The sequence below is a fragment of the Streptomyces sp. NPDC102402 genome (assembly GCF_044765765.1).
Taxonomy (GTDB): domain Bacteria; phylum Actinomycetota; class Actinomycetes; order Streptomycetales; family Streptomycetaceae; genus Streptomyces.
In genome coordinates this window covers 815421-832670 of the sequence record NZ_JBIWKR010000001.1, presented here as the reverse complement: position 1 = coordinate 832670, position 17250 = coordinate 815421, and the positions used below count along the sequence as shown (strand labels likewise).

At 65.0% G+C, this 17250-nt stretch carries 16 protein-coding genes; 8 read left to right on the top strand and 8 right to left on the bottom strand.

Annotation, left to right across the window (positions count from 1 at the left end):
* The first annotated feature begins 3 nt into the window (after nt 1–3).
* Nucleotides 4–1599 (top strand): reverse transcriptase domain-containing protein, encoded by a 1596-nt coding sequence (locus ACIRJR_RS03550; RefSeq protein WP_403773124.1) that lies wholly within the window; start codon nt 4–6, stop codon nt 1597–1599.
* A gap of 9 nt (nt 1600–1608) precedes the next feature.
* On the top strand, nt 1609–2103 hold the full coding sequence (locus ACIRJR_RS03545) for a hypothetical protein (RefSeq protein WP_403773121.1): 495 nt from the start codon (nt 1609–1611) through the stop codon (nt 2101–2103).
* Between the two features lie 537 nt (nt 2104–2640).
* Here the strand turns inward: ACIRJR_RS03545 and ACIRJR_RS03540 are convergent.
* A complete protein-coding gene (locus ACIRJR_RS03540) occupies nt 2641–3387 on the bottom strand; it encodes a hypothetical protein (protein ID WP_403773118.1) in 747 nt (248 codons plus the stop codon).
* 756 nt (nt 3388–4143) lie between these two features.
* Here ACIRJR_RS03540 and ACIRJR_RS03535 point away from each other — a divergent pair.
* Together ACIRJR_RS03535 and ACIRJR_RS03530 are read left to right on the top strand one after the other, a co-directional pair.
* Entirely contained in the window at nt 4144–4884 is a 741-nt protein-coding gene (locus ACIRJR_RS03535; protein ID WP_352122711.1) for a hypothetical protein, read from the top strand.
* Nucleotides 4885–4930: 46 nt separating this feature from the next.
* Nucleotides 4931–5428 carry a hypothetical protein gene (locus ACIRJR_RS03530; protein WP_362550006.1) on the top strand — a complete coding sequence of 166 codons (498 nt, stop codon included), beginning with the start codon at nt 4931–4933 and terminating at the stop codon, nt 5426–5428.
* Between the two features lie 226 nt (nt 5429–5654).
* Here ACIRJR_RS03530 and ACIRJR_RS03525 read toward each other — a convergent pair whose 3' ends face one another.
* From ACIRJR_RS03525 to ACIRJR_RS03500, 6 genes are all read right to left on the bottom strand, one after another.
* Nucleotides 5655–6968: a hypothetical protein gene (locus ACIRJR_RS03525; protein ID WP_403773115.1), complete on the bottom strand. Its 1314-nt coding sequence runs from the start codon at nt 6966–6968 to the stop codon at nt 5655–5657.
* A 131-nt stretch (nt 6969–7099) separates the two neighbouring features.
* Complete coding sequence (locus tag ACIRJR_RS03520; protein WP_352122714.1) at nt 7100–8266, bottom strand: XRE family transcriptional regulator; 1167 nt, start codon at nt 8264–8266, stop codon at nt 7100–7102.
* The gene (locus tag ACIRJR_RS03515) at nt 8256–9059 is read right to left on the bottom strand and encodes a hypothetical protein (RefSeq protein WP_362549997.1); all 804 of its coding nucleotides are present in this window, start codon (nt 9057–9059) and stop codon (nt 8256–8258) included. The genes ACIRJR_RS03520 and ACIRJR_RS03515 overlap by 11 nt, the downstream gene beginning before the upstream one ends.
* 166 nt (nt 9060–9225) lie before the next feature.
* Nucleotides 9226–10359 (bottom strand): tyrosine-type recombinase/integrase, encoded by a 1134-nt coding sequence (locus ACIRJR_RS03510; RefSeq protein ID WP_403773111.1) that lies wholly within the window; start codon nt 10357–10359, stop codon nt 9226–9228.
* Nucleotides 10359–10577: a helix-turn-helix domain-containing protein gene (locus ACIRJR_RS03505; protein ID WP_014046958.1), complete on the bottom strand. Its 219-nt coding sequence runs from the start codon at nt 10575–10577 to the stop codon at nt 10359–10361. The genes ACIRJR_RS03510 and ACIRJR_RS03505 overlap by 1 nt, the downstream gene beginning before the upstream one ends.
* Nucleotides 10578–10765: 188 nt before the next feature.
* A complete protein-coding gene (locus ACIRJR_RS03500; RefSeq protein WP_093547741.1) occupies nt 10766–11251 on the bottom strand; it encodes a helix-turn-helix transcriptional regulator in 486 nt (161 codons plus the stop codon).
* Nucleotides 11252–11560: 309 nt separating this feature from the next.
* On the opposite strand from ACIRJR_RS03500, the gene ACIRJR_RS03495 reads away from it, so the two are divergent.
* The 4 genes from ACIRJR_RS03495 to ACIRJR_RS03480 all read left to right on the top strand — a co-directional run bounded on the left by ACIRJR_RS03495 (nt 11561) and on the right by ACIRJR_RS03480 (nt 16198).
* A complete protein-coding gene (locus tag ACIRJR_RS03495) occupies nt 11561–12787 on the top strand; it encodes a DUF3631 domain-containing protein (RefSeq protein WP_403773797.1) in 1227 nt (408 codons plus the stop codon).
* A 186-nt stretch (nt 12788–12973) separates the two neighbouring features.
* Entirely contained in the window at nt 12974–13753 is a 780-nt protein-coding gene (locus ACIRJR_RS03490) for a DUF2637 domain-containing protein (RefSeq protein ID WP_403773107.1), read from the top strand.
* Between the two features lie 94 nt (nt 13754–13847).
* Nucleotides 13848–14501: a plasmid mobilization relaxosome protein MobC gene (gene mobC / locus ACIRJR_RS03485; protein WP_236063438.1), complete on the top strand. Its 654-nt coding sequence runs from the start codon at nt 13848–13850 to the stop codon at nt 14499–14501.
* Nucleotides 14498–16198: a relaxase/mobilization nuclease domain-containing protein gene (locus ACIRJR_RS03480; protein WP_403773103.1), complete on the top strand. Its 1701-nt coding sequence runs from the start codon at nt 14498–14500 to the stop codon at nt 16196–16198. The genes mobC and ACIRJR_RS03480 overlap by 4 nt, the downstream gene beginning before the upstream one ends.
* Before the next feature lie 35 nt (nt 16199–16233).
* On the opposite strand, the gene ACIRJR_RS03475 is transcribed toward ACIRJR_RS03480, so the two are convergent.
* Complete coding sequence (locus tag ACIRJR_RS03475) at nt 16234–17076, bottom strand: DUF1932 domain-containing protein (protein ID WP_403773100.1); 843 nt, start codon at nt 17074–17076, stop codon at nt 16234–16236.
* Nucleotides 17077–17250: the final 174 nt, after the last annotated feature.

Genomic DNA, 17250 nt, shown 5'->3' with positions numbered 1-17250 from the left:
GGTTTGACCGACGGGCTGTCTAAGCCGTCGCGTCACACCACAGCACCGCCTCAGCCCCTACCTGACACCCAGTTAGTATTCCTCCACGACATCAGTCGATATGTGGAGCTTGGGGGGACAATGCTCAACGTAGCTCGCATACTTGACGCTACATGGCGAAACCACTACAAGGGCCGCTATCTGGAAGAACTTCCGGACGTCATCGGCCTGGACGATATCTCACGCTTCTGGCCGTCTCTGCACAACGCAATCAGGGACGACCTCGCACAAGATAAAACTCGCATTCAGAGCATCGAGATCATCAACCTCCCTAAGGATCCGGTCTCAGTTCGCCCACTAGTGCGTTTTTCAATTCGTGACAGAATTCTCTACGAATCCCTCGTTTTCGGGTTGGCTCACTCCGTAGACAAAGAAATCTTCTCTTCTGTATACAGTTACAGATGGAATCGACTCAGCTTTTCATTCCGTGATCCAATCAAAATGTGGTTGCGGATGCAGAAGGCAGCCTCTCGACATCTGGTCAAAAATCCAACGCACTATGCGGCAAAGACAGACGTCACATCCTTTTATGAAAGCATCCACCTTGAGACCCTCACAGAGGACCTAGAGGCAGCAACCGGGCAGGTCGAGTGGGTGAATAAGCTCCGAATCTATTTGGATTCCTTTCAATCTTTCCATAGCGCATGGGGAATTCCACAGGGGTCCGACGCGTCCGGCATTTTGGCCAACCTGTACTTGCTCCCCGTCGATGAATTGTTGCGCCGAAGGGGTGTGCGCTCCCTAAGATACTCAGATGACATGTACCTATTCGGGTCAGATTTTTGGGAGCTCAGAGATTCGCTCCTGCAGATAAATGACGTACTGCGATCACGACGTCTGAGCATGGCAACTCAGAAGACAGAAATAATGAACACATCAAGCGCGGTCAACTACTTCAGCGATGCCGAGAAAGATGCTATCCAGTATGGGATAGTCGTTGGCAACCCCGGCAGATCTGATCTGGTTCGAAAATATTTTGATTCCGTACTAGAACGGGACCGAATCTCCGTCAGAGATCTTCGATTTGCCATTAACAGGCTTAAGCGACTTAACGATGACTACGCACTGCCTTGGGTTCTAGATAATGCCACTAGACACCCTCACATGTCCAAAGAAATTTTCGCTTACATGGCAAAGTTCATTGACGGAAGAGATGGCGAGGTTGCCACCAAACTAGCTTCCATGATGAGCAGCGGCGAGATCTCACCGTACCCGTACTTGCAGTTCCAGGTTCTTCGAATGGCCTTGAAATACGATATCAAGGATGCGCGAATAATTGACGCCGCATGGCAAATTCTGGAGGACAAAAACAGAGGAAGCTTGCCCCGTGAATTTGCGGTGCGCTACATTGCTCGATCGGGAAGCCTATCCAGCGGAATGCTAATGAAGCACCGCTTCGAGAACGAGCAAGAAGACTCCATGAGACGTGCCTTGATGGTCGGAATGTACGAATCGGGCTACTATCCCAAAAGACTCTTTACTTCCATCGCCCAGCATAAAGATGCACTCGGCCTAACTGCTTCCTATCTCGACACGTCTCCCAAAGTTCCAGTGATATGAAAGGCAGTCATGACGACACCAACTCCATCGCCTTCCTTGGACCTTCTCACCACGTTGAGCACTGATGCGAACTATAGCGCTCAATCCTATTTTGAGGCAGCAAAATCTGCCGACTTCTGGAGCCGTATCATAGTTTTCTTGCCAGCACTCGTTGCCGCACTGGCCGGAATGATAACCGCCCTTTACTCAATAAAGATTGGCGGCCCCATATCTGCCGTTTCTGGAGCTGTTGCGGCTACCGCCGCATTCATCGGATCGGGAAAGCAAGCCAGCTCCTACAGGGAGTCGGCCCGGAAATACACAAATTTGAGGCACGCTGCGCGTCTGGAAATCGCCGTGTCGCAGTCCAAAACCGAACCAGAGCTGGAGAAGGTTGCACGCGACCTCTTCGAACGCCGTGAAGCCATCGTCTCAAGCGATGAACCCGTCCCTAATCGCTTTTTCGATCGCGCCTCGAAGAGAATCGACGCTGGGGTTACCTCGTATAGCCGAGATGATGAGTGATATACCCTCTAGAACCTCCTGAGCGCATTTCCTCTCGCAACTAAAAGCCAAATCCCCCTCTCTGCGCACCTACCTACTCGAATCAAAATTCGAGCTACCGGAGATCTGGTCAGACTGGATGGTCAGTAGCAACGAAGTTGCAGTGCAGCAGAATCGAGGCGCTTTAGCCGTCACTGATCTGTGAGCGGAAGGCAGCCGTGTCTGAACTGTGCCACAGTGCGCGGTGAACGGCGGTCAAAGACAGCGGCTTGGCCAGGATGCCCAAATGCGTCCGTCCTGCTCTCTCTCCGGCCCACCGTCCTGTTCGGGTCCGCATTACCAAGACTCCCAAGTTCAGAGCGCGAGTTCGGTTCTTTTCACCCGCTCCACGACGAAGGCCCTGGCCGGAGACCAGGGCCTTGTCTGCGGTCGACATCGCGCGACGCGAGACCCGCCACCGCAGTCTTCGGCTTCCACACATTCGTCGCTGCGCCCATCGCGAAGTCAGCGTCATCGAGATGGTCAACACCAGGAACCCTGTTCATCCCGCCTGGGCCATCAGGGGCCCGGCTTGAAGAGCTCGAGGACGGGCAGGTGGCTCGCCCAATTGCTGCCAAACAAAGCCATGAGTATCAACACGGACCAGGCGGTTCCTACGGCAGCCATGGCCATGTCCGGCAGGCCGAGGAAGGCCAACCCGACAACGCCTCCAGCGATCAGCACAACTGCGGCGGCTACCCGTAGCAGCTCTCGGTCGCGGACCGGCTTCTTGCCCTCCAGCAAAGGCTTGGGGAGGAGCGCTCCAATGCATCCGTCCACATACTGTTCGGCGATCGTCGCGACCAAGCCGGCGATCTCGCTAAGCGCTTCGGCCTGGGGGCTGTGATCCAGAGCAGCTTCCGCCTCGCGCAGCTTGGCCACCACCTGGCCAGCATGGGCCTTCAGCTCTCGCCGCCGGGGAGACAGGAAGGCGACTGTTCCCGAACGGCGATGCGCTCGCATCACGTTCCCTTCGAGACGGCGCAGCGCGGTCCCCACAGCGAAGAGCTTCTCCGGCCGCTGAGCGTGGCTGGCGCCATGCGCTTCCGCGCAGGCTCGAATCGTTGCCCTGCACGCCGAGGTGAGCTGGTTGCGGACGAACGGAAGACCGGCGCCTCTCGTCTTCACACACAGCTTCATGAGCAGCGTGACCAAGATGGCCCAAGCTGCCAGCCAGTGCCAATGTGGCTCCCGCCCGCGGTAGAGACCCAGCACAATCACGAAGTACACGACCACGACGTACGCGAGCATGACCGCAGCAAGCATGAAAAGGAACCACGGGAGATCCGCTGCGGACGCATGTCTGAGAGCAACCTTCATTCGCGGTGGGATGGGCCACCATCCATATCCCAGCCGATCAAGGTCAACGCGAAGTTCAGCTACCGACTCGTCGCCCCAGCCCCGTACACGCCGTCCCCACCGCGCCCGTAACGAGATGTTCAGACTCATGGCCGCGAGCATGCCACCTGGCACCGACAGCGGCGGTACGTCACTGGTGCCGACCGCAGGGCGCCATAGCCGAGCAGGAAGGAAGGGCGTGCCACAACGTGCCAGTAGGGGCAGTAAACAGCGGTCAACAGCAGGCAGGGAAAGACGCCACCCACTTTGCTGGTTGGACTCGTTTCCGCAGGTCAGGGCCCAAGTAGTGGCCCGAGCGCCAGGGGATTCCCAAGCTCAGAGCGCGAGTTCGATTCTCGTCACCCGCTCTTCCACGAACCCCCAGGTCATCGCCCTGGGGGTTCGTCGTTGTCTAGACCTCTCACGACCTGCCGTGCCCTCCACGTGCCCTATCTCCCGGAAATACCCAGCCCGGAGCGCACGCGGCGTACCACCCTGCACCACCTCGGGCGGCACCCTGGTCCGACGGCGGGACGCATGGTCCGTGATCCGGGCCACTTGCCCGCCTCCCGGCGCGCTCATCGCTGCGGGAAAGGCCAAGGCTCTCCCCATTGGGCAGAGGGACGTCGCTGGTATCAGGAAACGCCCCACAGGCAGCGGGACCAGTGGCTAGCGTTTGACCACATGACTGGTGCCGCACCCGCAGGGGTGGAGCTTCTGACGTGCCTGAATCGTCTGGAGTTACGTTTCGATTCCGCCGCATCTCTTGTCGCATCGGACGCCCACGACGATCCCGCGACACTGGAATGGGGCTGCCGTGCCGTTCTGCCTCTGTGGGAGCCGGACGACGAGGAGGCCCGGGCAGACAACGCCCGCCTTCTCGGCCAGGGCATGTCGCTGGCCCAGGCGTTTCAGGGCCAGCGCCAGGAGTTGACGATCCTCTCCATGTCCGGGCTCACGCTGGACCTGTGGCGCATCGGCCACATCTACGCGTCGCTGGACTCGCGCGACGCCGACTACGAGCACTTCGCCCCCCTCTTCGACAAGTCCGGCGATCTCGGCCTTCATGGCGACCTGGAGGACTGCCTGGTTAACGGCACCCACGTCGTCATCATCGATCGGGCACGGATCGCGCCGGCCTGGCGTGGCCTGGGCGGCGTCGGCCGGCTGTTGATCGGACGCATGCTCCGCTGGGTGACCAGCCAGGCGGCGCTCGTGGCGACGCATCCGTATCCGATCGACATCCCTGTCGACGAACGGGACGACAGGACACGGGAGGCGCGGGAGAAGGCGGTAATCCAACGCACCTGGCAGTCCTTGGGGTTCGAGCCCTTTCGCGAGGACCTGTGGGTTATGCAGCCGCATTTGAGCGCCCACGACGATGCCATCGAGCGCTTGGAGACGGCCTTCGGCCGGTACCTCTGAGCCCTCACCCACCCGGCCACCAAACGAGAGGACCACCGGTACCGCGATGCGCGAGTTCACCAACCATAAGGCGCAGCACACGGTCGGCATCCTGCGCGCTTTCCACCTGGAGACCTTGAACTTCTCCGCAATGCATCCTGAGGCGACGCTGGCTGACTTCGAGCACCACTTGCGTCTGCGGGTCGACGTCCTGGAGGCGGAACTTGAGACGGATGAGAAGGCCGCCCAGGTCGCCGTCGTCACCAAACCGCTGTCTGGCCCCCTCGCCGATTCCGAACGCCAGCAAGCGTTCCGTCAGCTTCAAGACTCGGAGCTGCCTGCAACAGGGCCCGAGAGGGAAGCCTGGTGGAAGCAGCGCACGGCGGTGCTCGACGAGATCAAGGCGCAGGGGGTGAAGGAGGCCCTTGGCTGGGAGTGCCGCCACTGCGGTGCCCCGGTTGGAGTCGCTTGCCGTACGGGCGGCGGCAGGCCCAAGAAGCAGCCTCACTTCCTCCGGGCCACCGACGCAGAAGCGCCTTACAACCACGCGTATGGCCTGCGTTAGCTAGCCCGTGGTCTCCGCTGATCACAGGGAATCGATGCCGTGACGCCCGGAGCTACTGCTGTCAGACCGTCCAGATGCGGAGTCGCTCGAGCCTCGGTGGTTCGGGCACGGCTCTCAGCGCCAATTTGAGCCAGGCCGCGGCCGTGTTGTTGATGGACCAGGTGGGGGACAGGTCCAGCAGCCAAGCTGGCGAATTGCGGAGGAACTGCCATGCGGGCCGCCCCTCTCACTTACGGTCGGCGCCTCGGAAGATGTCGACCAGGTCTGTAGCGTTGTACCGGTGGTTGAAGAACAGGGCAACGGCCGCGATAGCGGCGATCCCTTGGAGTGATCCTGTGACGGAGTCCGGCAGGCCGAGCTTGGGGGCGCCGAACAGGATGAGGAGAAACACGGCGACAGCGCCAGCCACGCGGAGCGCGGTCCGGTCTGTCACCGGCTCGATCTCGTCGACGTCGTCCAGGAGCTGTCCGGTGCGGCCTTCCGCGTATCGCTCAGCGATGGTGAGCAGCATCTCGGTGAGGTCCTTCAACGCCATGCCCGGGTCTTCGTCGGTGTACTGGCGTTCCTCGGCCCGGCGCAGCGCGCCCGCGACCTTCGCGGCGTGGGTCTTGAGTTCACGACGGTGGGGCGGCTTGGGCTTGCCGTGGCGGACCTTCCAGGCCCGCCGTATGACACGTTCGACGCCGCGCACCGAGACTCGCCGGGCGTCCAGAGGGGACCGTTCACCCATCTCCTGATGGGCTCGGGCGACGCCAGTGGCGTAGCTGAGGATCACTGCGACCGGCCGGTGCTGCTGCTCGTTATGGTTGTCGACGGCTGGGGCGAACACGACACCGAGGCCAGAGCGCAGCGACGGCGGCAGGCCACCGGTCGACTCATTCTTCCTGTGGGCTACCCCGAAGGCGGCGAGGATCGCGGGAAGTATCCGGCGAGCCATGTCGATCACGACGAATACGAGCATCAGGAACACGAGCGTGGTGGCCGTGTCCCAGGGCTTCTCCCACGGCTGGCCCCACAGCTTCTGTAGGCGGTGTACCAGATCCTCCGCCTGGTCTACGAGGAACAGGACCGCGTCCCTGGTCCCGGCGTAGAGGCTGGCGAGAGGATCGAGGCCGCTGTACGCCCCTTCCCCTTCCTGCGGGTACGCGTTCGGTGGGGGCAGCGGTCGGCGGATGACCTCGGAGACCTCCACCACGTACGAGGCGAGGTAGCCGAAGAAGGCCATGAAGATGAGGCCGGCGGGCAGGCCGATCACGGCCTCGTGCCACCAGCGCGTGATGGATTGCTCGATCAACGGCCGGGTGTGCAGTCCATGGTCGGGGAGCACCGGGGAAATCGCCTCGTCGGCCCGGGTGAGCGTGTGCCGTGCCAAGCGGACGGTCAGCCGTCTGCGGAGGGTGCGGACTCTGTCGGCCTGTCTCCGCCGCCACCGGCCCACCTTGGACTCGGCGGCGGCGAAGGCGATGGTCGGCACCGCGCCAATGACGCCCAGCACCAGCACGCGCGTGGCGATGGCCAGGGCAGTCTCTACGTCACTCAAGCGATGGGACCCCTTACGTCATCACGTACGTCGAGAATGCGGGCTCTTGATGGATTTGTGACCCTCGCCCCTCGGCAATGGACTGGCAGTCGCTGGGGGAAGCGATGCAAGTCCCTTCCCCCAGCCACTCGTCAGACAAGTCTCAGTACAGGGCGGCTGTCGGGCATCCCCAGCAGCTCACGTACCCTCGCCGGCTTCCACGCGAGTTCCGCAGCAAGCGCACGTATCGTCAGTCCCGTGTCTTGCTCTGCCAGCTCGAATGCCTTACTGAGCATTACCGGCTGTTCGCCGGGGTACCCACGTACCGATTGCGGGGCGAAACCGGGCTGCGCGCTGAGCCCTCGCAACCGCTGGTACGCACGACTGATCGTCGCATCAGAGACGAGCCCAAGTTCGCGGTACCGGTAGACGAGCGAGTTCACCGAGACGCCCCAGGTCTGCGACAGGCCGGCCAACCGCGCAAGGTCCACCCTCTGCGGTAGCAGCGGATGGATCGATTCCCGAGGGGTGAGGAACTCGGCAGCGAACGCATCTGCTTCGCGCTCCAAACGGCTGTCGCCAGTAGCACCCGCGTGGAGAACCAGGTGCCCGAGTTCGTGGGCCGCGCTGAAGCGGTATCGGTAGACATCGTCAGCGCGATTTGGCGTGAGAACTACAACGGGTCTCAACAGCCCGGAGCTGGAGAAAGCATCGACTTTAGCCGCAGCCTCCTCGGCTTCCGCCGGCGCGACGACGATGAGGCCATTCGCTTCCATCCGGCGAGCTAGGTGGCGCACAGGGCCGTCACCCAGCCCCCAGTGATGCCGGAGCGCTCGGGCAGCGCCCACGGGGTCGTCAGGTAGCTCGGCGCCGGGGCATACCTCGCCTCCTGTGAAGCCGGGAAGGTTCACGAGAGGAAGCTGCACGCGCTTCTCCAGCGCGTGAGTGAGTTCCCAAACCTGTTCGACGAAGCCGAGGGCCCGCTCTCGCTGCGCCCCGGATGTGGAACGCAGGGCCCGAAAGTGAGCCATGGAGCTATCGACTTTACCCATCGGGCGGCCTGCGACGAAGAACTGAATGGGCACGTCCAGCACGTCGGCCAACCGAGGAATGAGCTCAGGGCGAGGACGGTTGGTACCCGCCTCGTACTGGCCAACAGCAGCTGCCGACACACCTATACCGTCCGCGACCTCGCGCTTGGTGAGGCCGGCAAGGCGACGTGCCTGAGTCAGCCTAGGTGCGTGGAAACCGTCCCAGACTGCCCTCGGCGAAGTACCGCCCAGGCTCGTCCCCGGCAGTAGTGGTTGCTCAATGTTCATTGTCCTCAGCAGCGTTCACAAACGCTTCGTACTCGGTCTCACTCTGCGGCGGAGTTCCCGTGGCACGGGCCGCCTCGCTGCGTGTGGAAAGCGCAACCTCAGGAAGATCACCAGAGGCAAAGTTATCCCCTGCGCGCTGGTTCGGTACAGCGTAGATACGGCTCTCGGCACCGGTCGTGAGCAGAGACTTCTCGGTCACCCACTGCAGGTTCCCAGCATCGTCCAAGAGATTCGCCTGGCCCCACCAGGCGCGCTGCAGACCACTCATGTTCATCTCGTACGGGATGAGGACCAGGCCGGGGCGGGGGTCCCTCTGCGCAAGATCAGCCAGTGAGCGCCGAAGAAGCAGCTCCGGGCCTTCCACTTCAACCAGAGGATCCGCGATCCATCGGGGTGCTGGCGCATCGGTAAGGGCGAACAGCTCCCGCATCACGAGAGACAGCTTCTTCGGCCACTTGTCGCCCGGCTCAAAGCCGTCGACCGAGTCCACGCGGTAGGGGCAGAGGATGGTGTTGTGCACCAACACAAGCTCGTAGAACGTGCCAGGCTTGATGAGTTCGGTCCCGGGGATGCCAAGGTCAAGCACGTGCTCAGCAATCCGGTCGTACTGATTGGTCATGCGCGCCGCCCCAGCAGCGAACTTGTGCTTGGACCGACCAGCCAGATGCGACTCGAGCATCGCCGACTCCGTGTCGAGGAGCCCCATCTGAATCGCGAGTCGAAGGCCGGCGACATCTTCCCCAAATCGACCACTGGCCCAAGACGGCATAGGCCCGTCGACGTTCGCGTCCACGCATCACTCCGATCCACGACAGCTTGCGTTACTCCGAGGATGCTACCGCAGGAACTTTAGTCGATCACGCGAATCTTGCACTTTCGACGAATCTTCCACGCCGCCAAGATCTATCGCCCGGGCCGCAAGGGCGCGCGGTGTGGTGCCACACGCCCCTGCGGCCAATTCAGGCTTCGCGCGCCGGACACTGGCGGGCGGCCTGGACGCGAGCATCGATACCCCTGGCGACCTCCCGTTGCCGCTCACCATCGGAGTGCTGATAGATCAGGGCGGCCTTCTCCGAAGACTGGCCGGCGCGGACCATCGTGTCCTTGAGCGTGGCGCCCGACTGGGTGGACAGGGTGTGGCCGGTGTGCCGGAGGTCGTAGAAGCGGAAACCCTCCGGCAGGCCGACCTTGGTCCGAGCCCTGCGCCACTTGCGGCCGAAGGTAGACCGGCGGAAGGGGGCGCCCCTCTCCCCGACGAACAGGAGCCCGTCGGGTTCCTTCTCGGCGTACCAGTCGAGGTGACGCTTCACCTCGATGTGTATAAAGGCCGGGAGGAAGACGGTTCGCCTTCCGGCGGCCGACTTGGTGTCGCCCTCGACGCGACGGCCGCTGGTCAGCTCGGGCGCGGCGTCACGGACCTTGACCGCGAGAGGTTCGAGAGTGACGTCGGGGCGCCGGAGGGCGGCCTGTTCTTCCGGGCGCATGGGCCCGTAGGCGCCGAAGTAGACCATCAGCCGCCACCTCGGTCCCATGGCGTCGGCGAGCGCGTCGACCTGTTCGACGGTGGCAGTCGGGCGTTCCTTGGCCTTCTCGCTGCCGGCGCCCCTGATCCGGCAGGGGTTGCGGCGGATCAGCTCGTCGTCGGCCGCCGTCTCCATGACGGCCTTGAGAAGGCGGTAGGACTTGGCGACGGTCGTCGCACCGGTAGCCTCCAGCCGCTCGACGCGCCAGGTCCGCACGCCAGGCGGCGTGATGTCATCCAGGTTCACCGAGGCGAATGCGGGCAGCAGGTGCAGGCGCAGGAGCCTTCGGTACAGCTCCTCCGTGGTGGCGGAGAGCCCGCGCTCCTCGACCCACTTCATGGCATACGTCTCGAAGTTGATGGAACCAGCATCGGGATCAACCCAGTGCTTGCGCTCGATGTCGGCCTGGGTGAGCGTGAGCCAGGTCTGGGCCTCGGTACGCGTCTCGAAGGTCTCCGGGGCGGTGCGACGGCTGCCGTCCGGAGCCCAGTAGCGCGTCTGCCACCGGCCTGACGGGAGCTGACGAACGGTGCCGAATTCACGCCGCCGCTGCGGCTTGCGGGCGGCCATCAGGCGGCCTTCCCGAAGCGGGAACGCGCGTCGCCGAGAGTCGGAACGGTGCGCTCCTCGATGTACGCGGCGATGGCGCTCTCAGGGATTCGTACGGGCTTGCCGAGCTTGACGTAGCGGATGCGGCGCTCCTGGATGAGTCGCCGGATGAAGCGCACGCCGGTGCCGAGGCGTTCGGCAGCCTGTTCCACGGTGAGGAGGGTGTCGGTAGTGGTCACCTCCCCCTGCGGTCGCGGGTGCTTAACGGGGGCGTGCGGTATCGCCGAAGGGCGCAAGTGAGTGCTCCGGTTCCGGCCGGCGGATGGGGCGGCAACCCCGGGCCTGGCCTCATGTCGTTCAGGGATGGGATGGGCAGGACGGCCACAGCGGGGGTTTGCGTTCCCGCTGTGCCAGGTGGTGTGGGCCGCTATGAGTCCGAGGCGGGCCCGTACTCTTCGTTGCTCTTCATCAGTTCGGTGGCGATGGCGTTGGAGACCATCACGTCAGCCTCTTCGCGGATGTCCGGGTGGTCGGCGAGATAGGCGTCGAGCTGGTCGCGGGCCTTGCGTGCCTCGTGGTTGGCACGGTTGGAGGCTCTGTAGGCGGCAACGACGTTGTCGATCAGCTCCATGGCCCGGCCCATGGTCGCCAGGCTGGGCGGCCCGACGAAGTTGCTGAGCGGGACGCCGAAGATCTCGGCGAAGCCGATGGCCTCATCGAGGTTGATCCGGCGCTTGCGGTTCTCGATGCGCCAGACCGCAGACGGGTTCATGTCGAAGCCGACGTCGTTCATGCGGTCGGACAGCGTGGTGGTGCTCCAGCCGCGTTTCTCGCGCTCCAGTTTGACCCGCACAGCGGCGTTCTCCTCGCCGCTGAGGAGCACGCCCTCAGGGTTTCCCTCGTCATCCGGCATCGCCCCCTCCTCCCGTTCGCTGCGTCTACCGCCGGTTATGCGGCATGGAACAAGATTAGCATCTGTTCTGCGGATCGCATAGCACTATGCGATCCGCATAGTTCGTGGTACTGTAAAGCACCCCAGCAGACCGCACCGATCCGCTGAGGCATGCCTTCAACCAGCCCTCGACATACAAAAAGCCCCCCGGTGACCCAACACCGAGGGGCTCAGAGCGCAAACCTCATGCCGCCCATCCCTGAACGACTGACCTGCGAGGCCGGGATTGCCGTCCCATTGGCCCGCAAGCGGAGGAGCTACATGTCCAGTATGGACGATCCCGCCCAGAGCACGCCATCCCTTCCGAACACCGCCACCCTATGGCCGCCGGTGGCCATACCCGGCCGCCCCGCCGAGCCCCTACCGCCGCCGGCAGAGGAGCCCGAACCCGCTCCGCCGTCCGAGGGCGAGGCGGTGCTCGCGGAGCTGCGGGAGCAGATTCGCCGCTACGTCGTACTGCCGAGCGGGGAGGCGTTCACGGCCGTGACCCTGTGGGTTGCGGCTACGCACTTGCAGACGGCGTGGCAGCACGCTCCGCGACTGGCCGTGGTGGGGCCGGCGAAGCGGTGCGGCAAGTCTCGGCTGCTGGACGTGATCACCGAGAGCGTCCACGATCCGCTGATCACGGTCAACGCGTCGGCCGCCGCAGTGTTCCGGTCGATCACCGCCACGCCGCCCACCCTGCTGGTCGACGAGGCCGACACGCTCTTCGGCTCCGCGAAGGTCGCGGAGAAGAACGAGGAGATGCGCGGCCTGCTCAACGCAGGGCACCAGCGCAACCGCCCCACCCTCCGGGTTTCCGGACCCAACCACGAGGTCTCGAAGTTCCCCACGTTCGCCATGGCGGCCCTCGCCGGCATCGGCGACCTGCCGGACACGATCATGGACCGGTCGATCGTCATCCGGATGCGGCGCCGCAGGCCGGGCGAGAGGGTGGCGGAGTTCCGCACCTTCCGTGACACCCCGCCCCTCCACGCGCTACGTGACCGGCTCGTCGCCTGGCTGACTCCCCTGCACGCCGAGGCGATGGAGCTGACACCGGCCATGCCGGTCGAAGACCGGGCGGCCGACACCTGGCAGCCGCTGGTGAGCGTCGCCGATCTCGCCGGCGGAGCATGGCCGGACCTCGCTCGCACCGCCTGCCAGATCATGGCCAAGCACGAAGCCGAGCACGACCAGGACCGCAGCAGCCTGGGCATCCGCCTCCTGGCCGACATCCGCCGCGCCTTCACCACCGAAGGCAACCCGCCGGCACTTCGCACCAGCCGACTCCTCGACATCCTCAACCAGGACGACGAGATGCCCTGGGCGGAGTACACCACCCACGGACTGACCCCTCGGGGCCTGCAACTCCTGCTCAAGGAGTACGACATCAGCTCGGTCACCCGCCGCTTCCACGGCAACGTCCAGGCCCGTGGCTTCACCCGCCTGCAGTTCGCCGACTCCTGGGCCCGCTACTGCCCCGAGCCCACCCCCGAAACGGCGACCGGGGCCTGACCCGGCACGACCCGTCACGACCCGTCCCCGCGCAGGTCAGCGCGGTGACGAGTCGCGGTCCGGTGACGAGTCGACTCGTCACTACCGCCGCACTCGTACCGGCCCTGACCAGGCACGCGACGAGTCGTGACGGGTCCCCCGCCCTCAGGGCCACCTCAGCCGCACCCGCACTCTGGAGCATTTCCCTTGCCCTCCCCCGCCATCACCACGGCACCGTCTGCCCCGCTGCCACTGGCCACCGCGATCCGCACGGGCGTGTCACTGCTGGCCGTGGCCGCCTTCGCACTGTCCTACGACGCGCTGCGTCAGATGGCCGCCGCCAGCCACATCCACCGGGCGCTCACCTATGCCTTCCCGCTCGTCATTGACGGGTTCATCGCCATCGGGATCGGCGCCTTGCTCATCCTGCGGACCGCACCCCTGTCCGCCCGCCTCTACGTCTCCGCCCTGGTCGGCGTCGCCACCGCCACTAGCATCTGGGCCAACGTCCTGCATGCCGTCCGCCTCAACCAGCAGACCCGCCACACCAGCCTCGCCCTCGACGACATCACCGTCGGAGTCATCTCCGCCATCGCCCCGCTCGCCCTGGCCGGAGCCGTCCACTTCTACCTCCTCGTCGCCCGACGCCCCACAGCCACCGACCGCCACAACAGCGGCGACCGCCACGGAACCGGCGCGGAACACACCATCGGTGAGCTCGCGCCACCACACGCCACGGACACGGACATGGACACCGATGTGCCGCAGCAACCCGGTAAGCCGGGAGGCAAGCAGTCGAGCGTTTCCCTGGAGCGGGCCGTGGCCATCGGCCGCACGGCTCCCCTCGGACGAGGCAACAGCGTTTCCCGCCGCAACGTCGAGAAGGCGATCCGGGACAACGGATTCGGCATGTCACGCGCCCGCCTGGACAAGGTCAAGGACCTGCTGCAGGCCGAACTCGACGCCGTCACCACACGCACCGACTGAACCTCGCACCGCGCGTCACCCCAGCCCGTTCCTCCCATGAATCAGCACCGGAGGAACGGGCCCTCTCCCTCCACCACCGCTTGCAGGAGCCCTCATGCACAGGCCCGTCCGCGAGCCCTCGTCGGCGCAGCAGCAGACCACCTCCACCCCGGCATCAGGCGGAGCAAGGTATGGCATTGGACCGTCCACGGGCCGGTCCAACGCAGATGCCTCCGCCCCGGGGGTGGCGGAGGAGCTCGGGCGCCAGGGGGCGCCCGACCGGAACAAGCCCGTCGACACCACCACCCGCACCGTGCTGCCGCAGCGTGCCGCCGAAGCCGCCGCACTGCACCGAGTCGCCCGCCGCCGTCAGCGCAAAGAGACCCAGCGCAAGGAACGCGTGGACGTCCGCTACAGCACCGACGAGAAAACAGCGATCCTCACCGTGGCCCGCTCGCTGAACATCGCCGCCGCCCACTACGTCGGCGCCGTCGTCATGGCCCACATCCAGGGAGACCTCACGCTGCCTGGTCAGCGCACTCAGCTCGACGACTACATCGACGAACTCACAGCCCTCCGAGGTGAAGTCGCCAAGATCGGCCACAACGTCAACCAGATCGCCAAGAAGCTCAACTCCGGCGACCGTCCACACCCTGGGGACACCGCACTCCTCGACCATGCGGAACGCGTCCTCGACACGGCCGGCACCGCCGTCCGCCACATCGCAGCAGCCACCAATCAGGTTGCCGCCACAAAGGGGCCACGGTGATCGCGAAGATCAGCAGCGGCAAGAGCACAGCCGGCCTCATCCGCTACCTCTACGGCCCCGGCCGGGCCAACGAGCACACCGACCCGTACCTCGTCGCCTCCTGGGACGGCTTCGCACCCGACCCCGGCCGCACCGACGACACCGCCGCCACGAAGAAGCTCCTCGTGGCCGACCTCGACCTACGCGTCCAGCAGGCCAGGCGACTCGGCCGGGCCCCGAAACAGCACGTGTGGCACTGCTCCGTCCGCGCCGCACCCGGCGACCGCATCCTCGACGACGCCGAATGGGCGGACATCGCCCGCCGTGTCGTCACAGCGACCGGCATCGCACCGACAGACGATCCGGACGGCTGCCGATGGGTCGCCGTCCGGCATGCCGACGACCACATCCACATCGCCGCCACCAAGATCCGAGGCGACCTGCGCACCGCACGCCACTGGAACGACTACCTCACCGCCGACCGCGAACTCGCAGCCATCGAGAAGGAATACGGCCTCTTCCAAGTCGTACGCGGAGACCGCACCGCCGCGAAACGGCCCACCCGCGCCGAGCAGGAGAAGGCCCGCCGCACCGGCCACGACAAGCCCGCCCGCATACGCCTGCGCACCCTTGTCCGCACAGCAGCGGCTGCCGCCACCAACACCGAGGAGTTCCTCGCTCTACTCACCCGCACCAACGGCGTCCTCGTCGAGGTCCTGTACTTCCCCTCCGGAGAACCCCGCGGCTACAAAGTCGCCCTGGAACACGACACGAACACCGAAGGAAAACCGGTGTGGTTCTCCGGCTCGACGCTGTCACCGGACCTCTCCCTCCCCAAGATCCAGCGCCGTCTCACCGCAGCAGACATCCCTGCCGGCAATCCCAACAGGCATCTACGGCCGCACCCGTGGCACCAAGCCACCGCAGCCACGGAACGCATCCCTCACCACCTCGGCCGGCCGGACGCCGAAGCCGCCCAGGCCCACTTGGCCGCCCTCGGCGAAGCACTCGACGCCGTGGCCCTCACCGCACCACCGGACATCCGTAGTGAACTTCGGGCGGCAGCCTCTGCCTTCGAACGGGCAACCCGTTCACGCATTCATGCCGAACACCACCACGCCCGTGCCCTGCGCGGGGCAGTGAAATCTATGCTCCGCGAGCCATCACCCAAGGACGGAGCTCTCCTGGCGATGTTCCTCGATGCCGCGCTCCTGGCCGTCATCGCCGCCGCCCGCTGGCACGACCAACAACAGCACAACCAGCAGGCCGCAGCCGCCCACCAGACTCTGCTCCACCTCCAGGCCGCCTACGAACGAACCTCATCCGGGCACCTGCTCGCCGCCGGCCAGCACCGACCGCCTCAGAAGGTCGCAGTCCGGTACGCCCAGCTCATCCGCCAGACCACCCCCGCACACGCTGACCAAATCCTCGCCGACCCCGCCACCGATGCGCTGACTACCGCCTTGGCCGCCGCGGAGACCGCAGGCCACGATCCCGGACGCCTGTTGCAGCAGGCGGCAGACGAACGCGCCCTCGACGACGCCCGCTCCCCAGCACGCACACTGGCCTGGCGCGTGCAACGGCTCTCGCAGAGGCCCGCTCCAAGCCGGCAAGCTCAGGCGGCACAGGCACGCAGCAGCGTCCTACGCCCCGTAACCCACCCGCAGCCTGCGGCACCGGCCACACCCACCGCTACCTCTCGGCCTCGGCGGAGGTGATCAACCCTGGGTGGGCACCCTCAGCAGCAGCGGGGTCAAGTCGTTCTTCCTGACCGGAGCTGAGAGAGGACCTGCGCGACCGGCAATTCGTACTGGTCCTTGTCCTGCTCCCAGAACGAAAGGGTCCGAGCCGTGGCCTCGGCCATGTCCGCGGGCAGGTCGGCCGCCCGGAGAGTATCGGCGACCTCTTCCATCTCGGGCGCCCAGCGCCAGGCTCGGGCAGCCACGCTTGGCAGGAATCCCGGATCGGAGAGGATCGCAGAGACCATGACCTCGGCTTCAGCTGTGAGCTGGTCGCCGACTCCATGAGCGTGTGCGAGCGCGTGGGAGACCGCTGCGAGAGTACGAGCGGCCTTCTGGTAACTGGCAAAGGCCATCTTCAGGGCGGAAGCGGAACCGATAGCCTCGCCTGCCCGGCGCACATCCAGCAAGGACTTCGCGAACAGCGGCTCCACCAGGTCGACGGCGGGGTCGGCCCCAGCGAGATAGAGCCGTGCCGTACGCCCTTCACCTGGCGGCGGACCGAAGACTGCGCCGTCGACGACCTCGGAGCCGGGACGGATCTTCTCTGCGATGCGCTGCACGCGCTGGGGACTGATGGCATTGACATCGACGTACACCCCAGCGAAGGCATGCTCAGCCACGGCCGCTGCCACGTCCTCCGCCGCCTGTGGTGGACAGACCGAGATAACGGCCGCGCTACGGGACAGCGCTTCCGCGAGCGAGTCGCAAGCTGTGGCGCGGGCCTCCCTCGCGCGGCGCCACGTGTTCTCACTGCGTTCCTTGGGCACCCACAGCACCTCATGGCCGCCGACGACAAGCTCGGCGGTGACCGCCGCGCCCATGGATCCCGGGTGCAAGACGGTCACGACGGTCACTGGCTGCCTCCGGTGAAATGCGACGTGGTGTGTTCCTCATCAACATGATCCGCTGCCGTAGAGCAGCAACGGCGGAGGACTCAGCACCTGGCTCGGCCGAGCCAGTCGCCGATAGGGCAAAAGTTCCTCTTCCCTCCTGTCGGCCCTTCATGGCGAAGCAGGTAACACAGCTGT